Below are 15,482 nucleotides of genomic sequence, written 5' to 3' on the forward strand. Positions count from 1 at the left end.
CGGCGGATCCGCTCAGCTCTCGGGCCGTGACTCCGTGTGCGTGCCGCCCGGCTGCTCCGTGCTGTGGTTCAGCTCGTCGACGTAGAGGTTCTCCTCATCGGTCGTGCGGTTGCGGTACGCCGCCCGGCCGACCATGTGCGCCGCGAGCGGCGCCGTGGCGAACTGGATGAGCACGATCGGGATGCCGAAGGCCAGCGCCTCCCACGAGCGCAGAGCGAGCTCGACCGCCACGACGATGAGCAGCACGCCCAGCACCTGCGGCTTCGTCGCCGCGTGCAGACGGGTCGGCACGTCCTTCCACCGCAGCAGACCGATGGTCGCGGTGAGGCAGAGGATCGCGCCGATGAGGACGAGGATCAGCGCGAGGATGTCGAGCACGTTCTCGAGGGTCATCGCGGATTCTCCTTCCGCGCGACGAACCGGGCGACGGCGATCGACCCGAACACACCCACCGCAGCGATGATGAGCATCGCCGGCAGCGACCGCGTGTGATGGTTGATCACCATGTCGGCACCCAGGATGCAGACCACCTCGGTCAGCAGCACGTCGGCCGCGACCGCGCGGTCGAGGATCGATGGGCCGATCACGAGGCGGATGAGCGCCAGAACGGCCGCCACGGCGAAGACGAGAAGGATGACGACGACGAGGACGGTGGTCACGGGGGTCACAGGGGGGTCCTCCCCTCTCGGGGCGAATCGGTCGCGTGGTGCGCGGAGCTGTCCGCGATCCGCGCGCGCAGCTCCTGCAGCTCTTCCTTCGAACCGACGGCGCGCGTGATGCGCGCCTCCCACCCGAGCACGACACGGCGCTGGTGCTCGGCATCCTCATCGCTCCGCACGCCGATGGTGTGCAGGTAGAGCGTGCGGTTCTCGCGGTCGACATCGACGATGAGGGAGCCCGGGATGAGGGATGCCGTGACCGCCGTGTGCGCCATGATCACGTCGTCGTCCACGCGGAGCGGGACGGCGATGATCGCCGCTCCCGGCTGCCGACGGACGTCGAGCACCTGCCACGCGACGATGAGCGAACCACGGATGACGGCACCGAGGAAGGTGACGACGAAGATCAGGCCGTACCAGAGGTTGATGCGCCCCGACAGCTCCACCGGCGGCAGACGGAAGACGCGCGTCACGAAGATCGCCGCGGCGAGACCCGTGAGGAAGGCGAGCCAGGTGAACTGCCCCCACAGCATCATCCAGAGGGCGACGAGCCACACCAGGAACGGCAGCTGATGCAGGAAGAGGGATATCTGCGACCGACGCGACGGGCTCATTGCTGCCCCGCCTGTTCCTGCAGCTGCACGAGACTCACGCCATCGGTGATGGTGACGCCCGCCCGCAGGCACATGTCGAGCAGCGGACCCGCGAAGACGGTCAGCGAGACGGTCACGGCGACCATTCCCACCGTCGCGAGCGTCATGATCCGCGGGATGGTGCGGCGCTCGGTCGAGATCGCCGCGGCGGGCGCATTGCCGAGGTACGCGATGCGCTCGAGCGTCTCGGTGGAGTCGTCGTTCTCGCGCCAGAACGAGAGGTTCCACGCCCGCATGAGGGCGTACAGCGTGAGGATCGACGTCGCAATGCCGCCCACGATCAGCACCATCATCACGGGGGTGCCCACCTGCGCAGCGGCGTCGAAGAGGGCGTACTTGCCGATGAAGCCCGAGAACGGCGGCAGGCCGCCCAGGTTGATCGCCGGGATGAAGTAGAGCACCGCGAGCAGGGGGGCCGCGCGCATGAGGCCCTTCACCTTGAGGATCGACGTGCTTCCCGCGCGGCGCTCGATGAGGCCGACGGCGAGGAACAGGGTCGTCTGCACGATGATGTGGTGGACGATGTAGTAGATCGTCGCTCCCACCGCGAGCGGGGTGTTGATCGCCAGTCCGAAGATCATGTAGCCGATGTGGCTGACCAGCGTGAACGACAGGATGCGCTTGAGCTCGGCCTGCGCGACGGCGCCCAGGATGCCGACGATCATCGTCGACAGCGCGACCATCATCAGCAGGAAGTTCAGGTCGTTGTCGACGAACAGCTGCGTCTCGGTGCGGATGATCGCGTACACGCCGACCTTGGTGAGCAGGCCCGCGAACACCGCCGTCACGGGAGCGGGAGCCGTCGGGTACGAGTCGGGCAGCCAGAACGACAGCGGGAACACCGCGGCCTTGATCGCGAACGCGAGAAGCAGCATGAGGTGCAGGATCGTCTGCGTGTCCTGGGGCAGCAGCGCCATGCGCTCGCTGATCTGCACCATGTTGACGGTGCCGAGCGCGCCGTAGACCATCGCGATCGCGGCGAGGAAGAGGATCGACGACACCAGCGACACGACGATGTAGACCACGCCCGTGCGGATGCGCGACTCCGTGCCGCCGAGCGTGATCAGCACGTACGAGGCGACGAGCAGGATCTCGAAGCCGACGTAGAGGTTGAACAGGTCGCCCGCGATGAACGCGTTGAAGATGCCCGCGCCGAGGATCAGATACGCCGGGTAGAAGATCGAGACCGGGGTGTCCTCGTCGTTGTCGGCCGCGCCCTGGCCGATCGAGAAGAGCAGAACCGCGAGCAGCACGATGCTCGTCACGACCACGAGGAGCGCCGCGAGGACGTCGACGTACAGCACGATGCCGAAGGGGATGTCCCACCCGGCGATCGCGACGGCGAGCGGGCCGTTCGTGTCGACCTCGACGAGCAGGATCGCTCCGAGGACGAGCACCGCGGTCAGCGCCGCGACCGACACCACGATCTGCGTCTTCTTGCGACGGCCGAAGATGAGGTTGATCGCGGCCCCGATGAGCGGGATGCCGACGAGCAAGGGGACGAGGGCGCTCACGGGCGATCACCATCCTGGGTATCGCGGGAGTCGTCTTCGTCGTCGGGACGGCGCACGGCCACCCGATCGACCGGGGCGTCGTCGACGAGCTGCGACAGATCCCCCTGGTGCAGGACGCGGATCGGCGAGGCCACATCGCCCACGAAGTCGGTGGTGACGTCCTCGTCGTCGGACCGGGACTCCTCGTCCATCGCGTCTTCGGGCTCGTCGGCCGTGCGCGTGCGCAGGGCCACGTCGTCGGCATCGTCGATGACGGTGTCGGCCTGTCCGAGCTGCCACGAACGGTAGATCAGAGCGAGCAGGAACGCGGAGATGCCGAACGTGATGACGATCGCGGTGAGCGTGAGCGCCTGCGGGAGCGCGTCCGACATGTCGGCGGCATCCGTCTCTCCCCCGTCGTAGAACGGGGCGACGCCCGGCGCGCCCATGACGACGAGCAGCAGCAGATTCGCCGCGTTGCCGAGAAGGAGGAAGCCGATGAGCACGCGGGTCAGACTGCGCTCGAGCATCGCGTACACGCCGCACGCGAAGAGCACCGCCATGACGATGACGAGGACGAGCGAGATGGTCACGAGGGCACCACCTCCGCGTCTTCGGGGTGGAGCGACTGCCGGTCGACCTCGGCCCCGAGGCTGCGCAGCACGTCGAGCACGAGACCGATCACGACGAGGTACACCCCGACGTCGAAGATCGTGCTGGTGACGAACTCCCAGTGCCCGATGAGCGGGAGCTCGCCCTCGAACGTGAAGCTCTGCAGCGGAGCGAAACCGAAGAACATCGGCACGAGCGCGCACAGCACGGCGATCGCCATGCCCGCCCCCAGGAGTCGCCCGGCGTCGGTGGGCGCTGCCGCCCCCAATTCCCAACGGCCGCCCGCGATGTACCGCATGACCAGGCCCATGCCCGCGACGAGACCACCGGCGAAGCCACCGCCGGGCAGGTTGTGCCCGGCGAAGAGCAGGTACAGCGACACGATCATGATCGAGTGGAAGAGCACTCGGACGATGATCTCGAGCAGGATCGACCGGTTCTCGGGCTGCACCTTCGCGCCCGAGATGAGCCACGCGCGCGGCGCGCCCGTCTCCCCGACGCGCTGCGCCCGGACGCCGTCCTCGGTCTCGACCAGGGGGCGGCGGCGACCGAAGCCCACGCGAGCGCGAGCGGTTCCCGAGCGACGGGCGAGGTTGTCGCTGCGATCGGTGATGAAGACGAGGGATGCCACACCCGTGGCGGCCAGGACGAGCACCGACAGCTCCCCCATCGTGTCCCACCCGCGCAGGTCGACCAGCGCGACGTTGACGACGTTGCGTCCGTGGCCGATCTCGTACGCCAGCGGCGGCCACTCGAGCGAGATGGGGAGGTCCTGACGGGCTCCGGTCGCGACGATCGCGACGAGGGCCATCGTGAGGCCGACGCCGGCACCGAGGACGGCACGGGCGATCGGGGCGACGGACGCGTTCTGCTCGCCCATGCGAGCCGGGAGCCGTCGCAGGACGAGGGCGAACACCACGAGGGTCACCGTCTCGATGAGCACCTGGGTGAGGGCGAGGTCGGGAGCGCCGCTCGTCGCGAACAGCACGACCATGCCGAGACCGGTCACCGACACGAGCGCCACGCCCGTGAAGCGCTTGCGGGCCCGCACGGCGAGGATGCCGGCGGCGATCATGAGCGGCGCCGCGATCAGCTGCGCGGGCGACTGCCACGCGTCCAGCTGTGCGCGCCACTCTTTCGAGGCGAGCAGCGCTGTTCCCTCGGCGACGACGAGCACGACGAAGATCGTGCCGACGTAGAACGGCAGCGACCCCCGCTGGAATCGCGCCGTGACCCACTCGGACGAGTGGTCGATGCCCCGCAGCACGCCGTTGTAGAGGTCGTTCGCGGTGAACGGAAGCACCCGCCGCCGCTTGTGCAGCTGCGTCTTGCGGACGACCCAGAAGATCGCCGCGCCCAGGGCGAGCGTGCCGAGCGAGATGAACAGCGCGGGCTCGAGACCGTGCCAGAGCGCGAGGTGATATGGGTAGTCCGGCGCGGCGATGCCGGGCGTGGCCTCGGGCAGACCGTCGGCATACGGCGCGAGCCAGTGGTCGACGATCGGGGCGAGGAATCCGAGGACGAGCGACGCCGCGGCCAGCAGCACGGGTGCCGCGAGGAAGCCCATCGGGGGATCGGGCCAATCGGTCTTCTCGACGTCGCGCTTGGTCCAGTACGCCCCCCAGAGGAAACGGATGCCGTACGCCGCCGTCAACGCCGACCCCAGCACGATCCCGGCCAGGGCGACGATGCCCCATCCGGCCCCGGCCTCCGCCTCGTGCAGCAGCGCGGTGAGCGCCGTCTCCTTCGCGACGAATCCGAGCGTCGGGACGACACCGGCCATCGACGCGATGGCGATGAAGGACGCGGTCGCCATGACCGGCGCCTGTCGGCCGAGGCCCGAGAGCTCGCCGATGTCACGCGTGGAGAGCTGCCGGTCGATCACGCCGACGACGAGGAAGAGGCATGACTTGAACAGCGCGTGGCTGAGCAGGAGCGCGACGCCGGCGAGGGCGGCATCCCTCGTTCCATAGCCGAGCATGACGGTGAGGAAGCCGAGCTGGCTGACCGTGCCGAAGGCGAGGATGCGCTTGAGGTCGCGTTCGCGCAGCGCCTGGAACCCGCCCAGCAGCATGGTGAACACGCCGAGGGTGATGAGCGTGGGGCGCCAGAACGGCGTCTCGGCGAACGCGGGCGAGAGCCGCGCGATGAGGTAGATGCCGGCCTTCACCATCGCCGCGGCGTGAAGGTACGCGCTCACGGGGGTGGGAGCGGCCATGGCGCCGGGGAGCCAGAAGTGGAAGGGGAAGATCGCCGACTTGCTCAGCGCGCCGACGAGGAGTAGGAGCACGGCGATGTCGACGACGGTGCCGGTGGGCGGATCGGCGAGGATCGTCGAGAGGCTCGCGGTGCCCGACTGCACGACGATCAGGACGACGCCGATCAGCATGACGAGCCCGCCGAGGGTCGTCACGAGCAGGGCCTGCAGTGCCGCTCGGCGACTGGCCGCACGGCCGTGGTAGTACCCGATGAGCAGGTACGAGAGGACGCTCGTGACCTCCCACAGCATGATCAGCACGACGATGTCGTCGGTGAGCACGAGGCCGTACATCGCCCCGGCGAAGGCGAGCAGCACCGCAGAGAACTGCCCCACTCCCTGCGTCTTGCCGCGGAAGTACCAGCGGCAATAGAGCATGACCAGCGCACCGACACCCGTCACCACGAGCGTGAGGAGCCAGCTCAGGACGTCCATCCGCATCGACAGCGAGACCCCGAGCGCGGGGATCCACTGGTATTCCTCGAAGGGAATGTCGCCGGCGAACACGGCCGGAGCCGCCACGATCGCCTGCGCGAAGGCGATCGCCGGCAGGAGCGCCGCGACGTAGAACGCGCGGGCTCCGATGCGACTCACGAGCCAGGGGAGGACGAGAGGGACCAAAGTGAACGCGCTGAGGAGTGCCAACAAGGTGGGGCCTCCTCGGGGTCGACGGGCGCAGGGCCTCGGCTCTCGGGGTGTCTCTTCTTATTCTATGCGGAGCATGAGAGTCCGCGTACCGGCGAGGGTCATGTGGTAGGCGGGGCGGCGGTCGTCGTGCCGACGCGGAAGGTGCAGGCGAGATCGAGGCCCGAGGGCGGCTCGTCCTCGAGCATCGCGGCCACCGCCTCGCCCGCCGCACGACCCTTGGCGGTCGCCGGCTGGACGAGCGTCGTGAGCACGTGGGGGGCGAGCCCGTCGACCACGACACCGTCGAAGCCGGTCACGCTGACGTCCTGCGGCACCCGCAATCCGGCTTCCTCGGCCGCGCGGATCACCCCGGCGGCGATCATGTCGCTCTGCGCGATCACGGCGGTCGGGCGATGCTCGGGGTCGGAGAAGATGGTCCGGCCCGCGATCATGCCCTCGTCGATCGAGCTCATCGCCGCGGCGAGCGCGGGCGCCTCGGGGAAGATCTCCCGAGCCCCCGCGAGCCGATCGGCCGTGACGTCGACACGGACCTCCGCGTCATCGGTGATCCATCCGCGGTGGCGGGCGGCATCCGTCGGCAGCGTGACGATGGCGACGTCGCGGTGCCCCAGATCGGCGAGGTGGCGCGCGGCCTCGCGCTGGGCCTCGACGTTGTCGAGGAGCACGCGGGGGACGCCGTCTCCCGCGTCGCCCTCGATCACGACGACCGGGATGCCGCGGGCTCGCACGATCTCGAGAGAGTCGCGCATGCGCGGGCTGCACCCGATCAGCACGGCGGCGTCGATCGGTGCGGTGTGGAGGGAGGGTTCGCTCACCGTCTCGCCGTCATCTCGGAGCAGCAGCAGGGCCGCCCCCAGACGGGAGACGCCGTCGGCGAGGCCGTCCATCATGTGGGTGGTGACCGGGTCGAGGAACGCGGTGCGGAGGTGCTCGTCGAAGACCACGCCGACGATGCCGGACCTCCCGCGACGCAGGGAGGCGGCGCGAGGATCCGGGCCGGTGTACCCCAGCTCCGCCGCCGCCGCGAGGACGCGAGCGCGCGTCGACTCGGACGTGGGGGTCTTGCCACTGAAGACGACCGACGCGGTCGACGCCGAGACGCCCGCTGCCCGGGCGACGTCGCTGATGGTCGCTCGGCGCGTGCTCACGGGGCGATCGTACCCGCGACACGCCCTGTTTCCGAATCGATTCGATTCACGTCGAATCGATTCGGTACAGTGATGCGCATGGACACCGCCCTCACCCGCTCCCAGCTCGTGCGCTGGCACATCGCGATCTGCGCGATCTTCCTGGCGAGCGGACTGAGCATCGCGACCTGGGCGTCACGCGTCCCCGCGATCCGCGCCTCGCTCGACATCGAGAACTCCGGCGTGGGTCTGCTGCTGCTCGGCATGGGGGTGGCATCCATCATCGGACTCTCGGTCGCCCCCGCCGTCCTCGCGCGCCTCGGCGCCCGCGCAGGCATGCTCACGGCTCTCGTGCTGGTCGGCGTGGGTCTGGCGATCATCGGCTTCGGCGCCGACGCGCTGCAGGTGTTCGGGGTCGCCCTCGTGGGTCTCGCCCTGTTCGGTCTGGGCAACGGCGCGGTCGACGTGATGATGAACGTCGAGGGAGCCGCGCTCGAGAAGGCCACCGGCCGCACGATCATGCCACTCCTGCACGCCTTCTTCAGCTTCGGCACCGTCATCGGCGCCGGCCTCGGGTTCGTGGCCGTGAGCATGGGGATCCCCGTCCTGGCGCACTGCGTCGCCATGGCGGTCGTGATCCTCGTGGTGGCCTTCGTCTCGATCGCGAACGTCCCCCGCCGCGAGGTCGCGATGGACGCGCCCGTGGAGGAGGAGCGCGCCCACTGGCGCGAGCGTCTCGCCACCTCGCTGCAGGCGTGGAAGGAGCCGCGCACCTACACGCTCGGCGTCATCATGCTCGGCATGGCCTTCGCCGAGGGCAGCGCGAACGACTGGCTCCCCTCGGCCGTGGTCTTCGGCCACGGCGCCCCCGAAGAGGCCGGTCCCGCTGTCCTCGCGGTCTTCTCGGTGGCCATGACGGTCGGTCGCATCGCGGGAGGGCCGGTGGTCGACCGGCTCGGCCGGGTGGTCGTCCTGCGCGTGCTCGCCGCGACCGCCGCCGCGGGCCTCCTGCTGTTCATCGTCGCGCCCTTCGGCCCGCTCGTCTTCATCGGCGCCGCCCTCTGGGGCCTCGGCGCGTCGCTCGGCTTCCCGATCGGCATGTCGGCCGCCGCCGACGACCCCGCGAAGGCCGCCTCACGCGTCGCGGCCGCGGCGACGATCGGCTACATCGCCTTCCTCTGCGGTCCCCCGATCCTCGGCTGGATCGGAGACCACATCGGGCTGCTGCCGACGCTGTTCATCGTGGTCGGGCTGATCGTGGCATCCGGGCTCTTCTCGGGGGCGGCCAAGCCGCTTCCCGCGACCAGCGACGAGCCGGAGAAGGCTCGGCGGGGCTAACGTGCGACCGCGGTCGTGGCTTTCGACGTCGCGGTCTTCGAGGCGTATCCGGCCTTCGTCCCGGTCACCGCGACGGTGAGCTTCGCGCCGCGCTGCGCGGTGGTCGGCGTGAACGACACGGACGTCGCCCCGCGGATCTTCGTCCCGTTCGCGAACCACTGATAGCTGAGGGTCGTCCCGCTCGTCCACGTCCCGGGGACCGCGGTCAGCGTCGTCCCGACCCGCGCGGTCCCGCGGATCGTCGGGGTGGGAGCGGTCAGGATGCCGGCGGCCACCGCCGACGTCGGCTTCGACGTCCTCGACACCGACGTGTAGCCCGCGAGCTTCCCGGTGACCGTCACGGTGATGGCCTTGCCCTTCTGTGCGGCACCCGGGGTGAACGACGTGGCGGTGGCCCCCCGCACCGCCACGCCGTCGGCGGACCACTGATACGTCAGCGTCGCGCCTCTCGCCCACACCCCCGTGGTGGCCGTCAACGCGCGTCCGACGCGGGCGGTGCCCGAGACGGTCGGCGTCGACGAGGCGAGTTTCGGAGCCGCGGCTGCGGCCCAGTCGAAGGTCAGACGGGTGAACGACCACATGCCGATCGAGACGGCGACCGCACGAGCGGGATCACTCGTCCCCTTCGCGGTCCCGTCGTAGTAGACGACACGGCCGTCGGTGTATTGAGCGCGCACGGTGACCTTCGTGCCGGTGGGGAGGATGGTCTCGTTGTAGACCCCGCCGAGTCCACCCCCGATGAGGTCGAGCTCGGTCTCCGCCTTCGTGGAGACATCGGTCGCCACGACGCGCAGCTTCCTCACGAGCACGGACTCGTCGAACATGAGCAGCTCCGTCGCGAGGCCCCCGCGCGCGGCGCTGTAGTCGATCGTGACGTCCGAGACGTTCTTGGTCGTCGCGTCCACGACGATCTCGTAGGGCGTGGGCGCGAACCACCCGTCCGCCAGCTCCATTCGGCTGAAGACGCTGTACGTCCCGCGCGGAACGTCCGAGATGCGGAACGTGCCCGCCTTCGCGTCGTACTTCACCTTGGCATCCGGAACCGGCACGCCTCCGGCCGGGGTGGCGGAGACGACGACCGCCGCCCGCTGCGCCGTCGTCGTGCGCTTGTCGAAGACCACACGGCCCGAGATCGTGACGGTCTTCGCCGCCGCTGCATCGCCCGTCGGGAGGGGGGCGGAGGTCGGGAGAGGCTCGGAGGTCGGGGCGGGTGACGAAGAGGGGGTGGCGGACGGCGCGACGGTCACCGGTGCCACCGCACCGGTGGCGGTGGGGACGGGAGTCGCCGTCGAGGGAGGGGGTGTCGAGACATCGGCCGTCGCGGGAGCGGCGGCGACGACCCCCGCCACGAGAACGGCGGAAACGCCGAGACCGACCGCCACGCCGGCGCGCGACAGTCTCGAGAAGAGCGACATGGGCATCCTTGTGATCCGGAGCCGCCGGATCCGGGCCCCCCTGCTCGTCACGCTAGACAGTCCGCGGGCGCGGATTGGGGCCGAACGGCATTCCCGAACGATCCCGAACAGCCCGGCGGCTCCCGCGCGGGGCGATTAGGCTCGACGGGTGCGTCTCGTCATCGCCCGTTGCTCCGTCGATTACACCGGCCGTCTCAACGCGCATCTCCCCCTCGCCACCCGTCTGCTCGTGCACAAGGGGGATGGATCGCTGCTGGTCCACTCCGACGGCGGCTCGTACAAGCCGCTGAACTGGATGAGCCCGCCCTGCTCGCTCACCCTGGAGCAACCCGACGAGGCCGACGTCGAGGACGGCGTGATCGAGCGCTGGCGCGTCACGCACGCGAAGACCGGAGACGCTCTCCTCGTGCGGATCCACGAGGTCATCCACGACACGTCCCACGACCTGGGCATCGACCCCGGCCTCATCAAGGACGGCGTCGAGGCGGACCTCCAGCGCCTGCTCGCCGAGCAGGTGTCCGTCGTCGGCGAGGGGCTCACCCTCGTCCGACGCGAGTACCCCACCGCGATCGGCCCGGTCGACCTGCTGCTGCGCGACGACAACGGCGGCACCGTCGCGATCGAGGTCAAGCGCCGCGGCGACATCGACGGCGTCGAGCAGCTCACGCGCTACCTCGAGCTGCTGAACCGCGACCCCCTGCTCGCCCCCGTGACCGGTGTGTATGCCGCTCAGGAGATCAAGCCGCAAGCCCGCGTGCTCGCGACGGACCGCGGCATCCGGTGCCTCACCCTCGACTACGACGAGATGAAGGGCATCGATTCGGGGGCTCCGCGCCTGTTCTGAGCGGCGCGCAGACAGCCAAGCTTGCAGCCGACTCCCAGGTTGCGATATGACTTAGCCAGCGGGAGGCGCTTCCGCGCTGAACCGCGGGTCCCGAAACCCGCGCTGCCGGCCGCGAGGCCGCCCGGGGGGGAACATGCGCGCACCTGCGCGGTCATTGCTGCGTGCCTTGATCACAACCGTGGTCGGGTTCACTCTCGTGGGCTCGATGCTCGCGGCGCCCGCGGCCTCCGCCGAGACGCCCGACTCGGCGGGAGCAACGGCCACGGCCGCGCCCCCTTCGCCCACCAGGTCCGCCTCCCCGAGTCCGACGGTCGAGCCCACTCGCGTCCCGTCCGCTGCGCCGACGCGAACGCCGAGTCCCTCCGCCAGCTCGGCACCGGTCCCGACCCGCTCCGCGACGCCGACGCCGACGCCGACGCCGACGCCGACAGCCACGCCGACACCTACACCAACGCGGACAGCGACACCCGCCCCGAGTGCGACGCCGACGCGCACCCCCAAACCGACGCCCACGACCCGCCCGACGGCGACTCCCACCACGGCGCCTGCCGCTCCTGCTCCGGACTCCGGTACCGCGAGCATCTCGGGCCGCGTCTCCCTTCCCGCCGGAACATCGCCCGACCAGTCCACGATCGGCGTGCAGGTCTACTCCGAGACCGGTTACACCATGGTGGGATCGACCGTCGTCCTCTCGGACGGCAGCTACAGCGTGACGGGCCTCGCGGCAGGCGGCTACAAGCTCAACTTCTCGCCGTCGGGCACGCTGGTGCCGGAGTGGTGGAACGACAAGCCGGACTACTCCTCAGCGACGGTCGTCACCGTCGCCGCGGGGGAGAAGCGGGTCGGCGTCAATGCCTCCCTGGCGAACGGCGCGACGATCTCGGGCCGCGTCAGCCTCCCGGACGGCGTCGCCGCGCCCCTCGGTTCCCTCATGGTCACGGTCGCCCCGACCACGTCGGAGTATTCATCCGTCGGCGCCGTCCGACTCGGGGCGGACGGCACGTATTCCGTGACCAACGTCCCCGCCGGCACCTACAAGGTCAAGTTCTCCGCGTACGGCATCCCGGCGTTGAGCGAGTGGTGGAACGATGCCCCCGATTTCGCATCGGCGACGCCGCTCACGGTGAAGGCCGGCGAGGTTCGGACCGGGGTCGATGCGCGTCTCGCCGCTTCGGCCACCATCTCCGGCACGGTGACCCTTCCCCAGGGAGTGCCCGCGGGTCAGGGACACGTGTGGGTGACCGCGTCCACTCCGAGTGAGCCGTGGCGCAACGCTGCCAGCGCGGCGGCCGACCAGAACGGGGCTTACACGCTGACCGGCCTTCCTGCCGGCTCGTACATCGTGAAATTCACGTCCTTCGACCTCCCGGTGATTCCCGAATGGTGGGACGACGCAAGGGATGCCGCATCCGCGAAGCCCGTAACGGTCGCCGCGGGCGAGAAACGGGCGGGCGTGAACGCGGCACTTGCCCTGTCGCACACGATCTCGGGCACTGTGACTCTCCCCGCCGGGGTCACGGGGTCCAGCATGGACGTCTCCGTGTCGGCGTACACCCTGGATCAGCCATGGTCGCCGAAAGCGAGCACGATGGCATCGCCCGGCGGTACGTACGTGCTGAATGGATTGGAGCCGGGCACGTACAAGCTCCGCTTCTCGGCGGACAGGCTCAACGTCCTCACCCAGTGGTGGAAGGAAAAGCCCGACTTCGACTCCGCCACGGCGATGGTGCTCGGGTCTCGGAACATCACCGGAGTCGACGTGAAGCTGCGAAAGTCCGCGTCGATCTCGGGCACGATCACCGTGCCGGAGGGAGTGCGCGCGGATCAGATCGCCGTCTCGGCGGTGCCCACCTCGAACGAATGGGGTACGTCGTTCCAGGGGCAGGTCGGCTCCGATGGACGGTACATCGTGACCGGGCTTCCGGCTGGATCGTTCAAGGTCAGGTTCAGCTCGTGGCAAGCCCCCGTCCTCGATGAGTGGTGGAAGGACGCGACCGACTTCGCGCGTGCCCAGTCCGTGACACTCGCGAGCGGGCAGGATCAATCCGGGATCGATGCGAGCCTCGCACGCTCGAGCTCCCTCTCGGGCACCATCGGGCGATCGGGTGGTGCACCTGTCGCCGGCGTGACGATCGAGGTCTACCGCCGCAGCGACGACGGGTCGTGGCAGTGGACGCAGCAGACGACCACCGCGTCGACCGGCACCTATTCTTTCCCGCGACTGTCCCCGGGAACGTACACGCTGCACGCGAAGCCCCCCACGGGTGACCTGCTGCCCGAGTACTACAACGACAAGCCGTCGTTGGCCACCGCGAGCGCCCTCACCGTCGACTCCGGCTCCCGGCGCGACGTGACGGCGAACATGACGCTGGCGGCCGGGGCCACCGTGTCAGGAACCGTGCGGTACGCCGACGGCTCCCCGATGGCCGGGGCACCCGTGACGCTGTACTCGCGGACCGCCACCCGTGTCGGCTCGGCGACGACCGACGCAGCAGGTGGATACACCGTCGTGGGCGTCTCGGGCGATGTCACGGCGGGCGTGGGAGCGGGCGGCGGAATGATCTATGCGGGTTCGACGAGCATTCTCGCCGGAGCGACGTTCGTCACGGTCGCCAAGACCGCGAAGATCGACGTCAAGGTTCCCGGGGTGACCGTCTCGGGGTCGGTCACCGTGGACGGGACCCGTGCACCGGCCTCCGGGGGCACAGTTCGACTCAGCTCGCCGCAGGGCGGGTACTCGGCAGCGGCGACCGTCGGAGCCGACGGGCGCTACCGCCTGCGCGGGGTGATCGCGGGGTCCTACACCGCGCAGTTCACCCCGGCCGACGGCAGCGGACTGACGTCGACCTGGTCGGGTGGAGGCGCCGATTCAGGCACAGCCGTCGCGTTCGATGTGGCCTCGACCGCGGTCACGAAGAACCTCGTGGCGCTCTCCGGGGGAACGGTCGTCGCCGCCCTTCCCTCGGGACCCGGTTCCTCCACGTATCGCGGCCTTCAGCTCTATCGCTGGGTCGACGGAACCGCGCAGTACACGGCGAGCGCGGGTGGCACCCCGGGTTCGTCCGTGCGGATCGACGCGCTCGCACCGGGGACGTACACGGCATCCGTCGACGGGGTCTATCTCGGGGGCGCGGTCACGACCGACACGGCTCAGCGGTTCACCGTGGCCGGCGGCAAGGTCATCGACCTGGGCACCTTCGACGCCACGCCGAGAGGCACCGCGGGGGCGCTGACCGTCACCGCGACCGGCGCGTCTTACTCCGCGCGGATCGTCCTCGTGAGCTCCGGCGGGCGCGTGTACGACCCCTCACGCAGCAGCACCGGTTCGAACTCGATGACGAGCTCGTTCGCCGTCCCCGTCGGCACCTATCGCGTGTTCGGATCATCGACCTCCGCCGGTGTCGTCGACACCTGGTACGGCGGCACCTCGAACCTGACGGCGAAGAAGATCACCGTGCGCGCGGGTGAGACGTCCTCCGTGTCGTTCGCTCTCGCCGTGGGCGACGCCTCGGTCACGGGGAAGGTCCTGGATGCCATCGACCGAACGGCGGTCGCCTCGGCGATCATTCAGCTCACTCCCCTCGATCGTGTCCCCGCCGTGCAGGACCGCGGGAGCGCTGTGACGATCCGCACCGACTCGCTCGGCGCGTTCTCCTTCGCGTCCAGCCTGCGCGCCGGCACGTCGTATCGCATCGACGTGCGGCTCCCCAGCGGAGCGGTCCTCGCGACGCGGACCTTCACCGCGAAGGCGGGTACCCAGGCAATGACTTTCACGACGCCGCGGACGGGAGTCCTCCAGGGGAAGGTGGCCAACGCGTCGAGCGGGATCGCGGTGGTGCTGTGGCGCGACGGTGACACCGAATCGATGGGCGGGCGATGGACGGACGAGACCGGCTCGTATCGCTTCGAGGGTCTTCCCGCGGGCTCGTATCGCGTGCAGTTCACGCGAGCGGACCTCGACTCGGCGTCCTCCTACGCGCCCGGGTGGGCATCGACCGGTCGCACCCGCGAGGAGGCCGCCGTGATCAAGGTCGCCGCGGGCGCCACCGTCTCGGCTCCCCTCACCGAACTCGGGCGGGCGGGCATCATCAGCGGTCGCGTCGCTGCCGCGCCGACGAAGGGTGCCACGACGTGGGTCTCCACTCTGGTCACGGTGAAGGACGGGGCCGGTCGCACCGTCACGACCGGCAGGTCGGATGGGGGCTCACCCGGTGGCTACGCCATCGAGGCCCCTCCCGGCAGCTACACCGTCTGCGCGCGCCCCGTCGGGTCGCCCGCGACGTTCGTCGAAGCCTGTCGTTCCGGGGTGACCGTCACCGCAGGCAAACAGACGCAGCGCATCGACCTGACGATGCGGCCCGCTCCCTCCCGGACCTCCGCGGTCGCCACGGGGCCGATCGCCCCGTGGTGACCGTCGTGCCCTGACACCGACGCTC

At 69.9% G+C, this 15,482-nt stretch carries 11 protein-coding genes; 3 read left to right on the forward strand and 8 right to left on the reverse strand.

All coding sequences use genetic code 11. The features are described 5' to 3' along the window. Positions 1–12: 12 nt before the first annotated feature. From mnhG to MTES_RS07165, 7 genes are all read right to left on the reverse strand, one after another. Positions 13–393, reverse strand: a complete 381-nt coding sequence (mnhG, locus tag MTES_RS07135) for a monovalent cation/H(+) antiporter subunit G (protein ID WP_013584553.1) — start codon at positions 391–393, stop codon at positions 13–15. Continuing rightward, positions 390–668 carry a monovalent cation/H+ antiporter complex subunit F gene (locus MTES_RS07140; protein WP_013584554.1) on the reverse strand — a complete coding sequence of 93 codons (279 nt, stop codon included), beginning with the start codon at positions 666–668 and terminating at the stop codon, positions 390–392. Before MTES_RS07140 ends, mnhG begins: the two co-directional genes overlap by 4 nt. Continuing rightward, positions 665–1,273: a Na+/H+ antiporter subunit E gene (locus MTES_RS07145; protein WP_013584555.1), complete on the reverse strand. Its 609-nt coding sequence runs from the start codon at positions 1,271–1,273 to the stop codon at positions 665–667. Before MTES_RS07145 ends, MTES_RS07140 begins: the two co-directional genes overlap by 4 nt. Next, positions 1,270–2,826 (reverse strand): Na+/H+ antiporter subunit D, encoded by a 1,557-nt coding sequence (locus tag MTES_RS07150; protein ID WP_013584556.1) that lies wholly within the window; start codon positions 2,824–2,826, stop codon positions 1,270–1,272. The genes MTES_RS07145 and MTES_RS07150 overlap by 4 nt, the downstream gene beginning before the upstream one ends. Then, positions 2,823–3,398: a Na(+)/H(+) antiporter subunit C gene (locus MTES_RS07155; protein ID WP_013584557.1), complete on the reverse strand. Its 576-nt coding sequence runs from the start codon at positions 3,396–3,398 to the stop codon at positions 2,823–2,825. Before MTES_RS07155 ends, MTES_RS07150 begins: the two co-directional genes overlap by 4 nt. Continuing rightward, a complete protein-coding gene (locus MTES_RS07160; protein WP_013584558.1) occupies positions 3,395–6,322 on the reverse strand; it encodes a Na+/H+ antiporter subunit A in 2,928 nt (975 codons plus the stop codon). Before MTES_RS07160 ends, MTES_RS07155 begins: the two co-directional genes overlap by 4 nt. A gap of 98 nt (positions 6,323–6,420) precedes the next feature. Beyond that, the gene (locus tag MTES_RS07165) at positions 6,421–7,470 is read right to left on the reverse strand and encodes a LacI family DNA-binding transcriptional regulator (RefSeq protein ID WP_013584559.1); all 1,050 of its coding nucleotides are present in this window, start codon (positions 7,468–7,470) and stop codon (positions 6,421–6,423) included. Positions 7,471–7,548: 78 nt separating this feature from the next. Between MTES_RS07165 and MTES_RS07170 the strand changes: the two genes are divergently transcribed. Continuing rightward, the gene (locus MTES_RS07170; RefSeq protein ID WP_043362376.1) at positions 7,549–8,787 is read left to right on the forward strand and encodes an MFS transporter; all 1,239 of its coding nucleotides are present in this window, start codon (positions 7,549–7,551) and stop codon (positions 8,785–8,787) included. Here MTES_RS07170 and MTES_RS18440 read toward each other — a convergent pair. Then, a complete protein-coding gene (locus MTES_RS18440) occupies positions 8,784–10,202 on the reverse strand; it encodes a biotin carboxyl carrier protein (protein WP_013584561.1) in 1,419 nt (472 codons plus the stop codon). The two genes, MTES_RS07170 and MTES_RS18440, sit on opposite strands and share 4 nt — an antisense overlap. 148 nt (positions 10,203–10,350) lie before the next feature. On the opposite strand from MTES_RS18440, the gene nucS reads away from it, so the two are divergent. Together nucS and MTES_RS07190 are read left to right on the forward strand one after the other, a co-directional pair. Then, positions 10,351–11,046 carry an endonuclease NucS gene (gene nucS / locus MTES_RS07180; RefSeq protein WP_013584562.1) on the forward strand — a complete coding sequence of 232 codons (696 nt, stop codon included), beginning with the start codon at positions 10,351–10,353 and terminating at the stop codon, positions 11,044–11,046. Between the two features lie 637 nt (positions 11,047–11,683). Next, entirely contained in the window at positions 11,684–15,457 is a 3,774-nt protein-coding gene (locus MTES_RS07190; RefSeq protein ID WP_013584564.1) for a carboxypeptidase regulatory-like domain-containing protein, read from the forward strand. Positions 15,458–15,482: the final 25 nt, after the last annotated feature.

Source organism: Microbacterium testaceum StLB037 (genome assembly GCF_000202635.1).
Classification (GTDB): domain Bacteria; phylum Actinomycetota; class Actinomycetes; order Actinomycetales; family Microbacteriaceae; genus Microbacterium; species Microbacterium testaceum_F.

What these genes read in the sequence shown, in the direction of transcription:
- MTES_RS18440 (WP_013584561.1), bottom strand. Translation starts at nt 10,202, where the DNA reads ATGTCGCTCTTCTCGAGACTGTCGCGCGCCGGCGTGGCGGTCGGTCTC.
- MTES_RS07145 (WP_013584555.1), bottom strand. Translation starts at nt 1,273, where the DNA reads ATGAGCCCGTCGCGTCGGTCGCAGATATCCCTCTTCCTGCATCAGCTG.
- MTES_RS07170 (WP_043362376.1), top strand. Translation starts at nt 7,549, where the DNA reads ATGGACACCGCCCTCACCCGCTCCCAGCTCGTGCGCTGGCACATCGCG.
- mnhG (WP_013584553.1), bottom strand. Translation starts at nt 393, where the DNA reads ATGACCCTCGAGAACGTGCTCGACATCCTCGCGCTGATCCTCGTCCTC.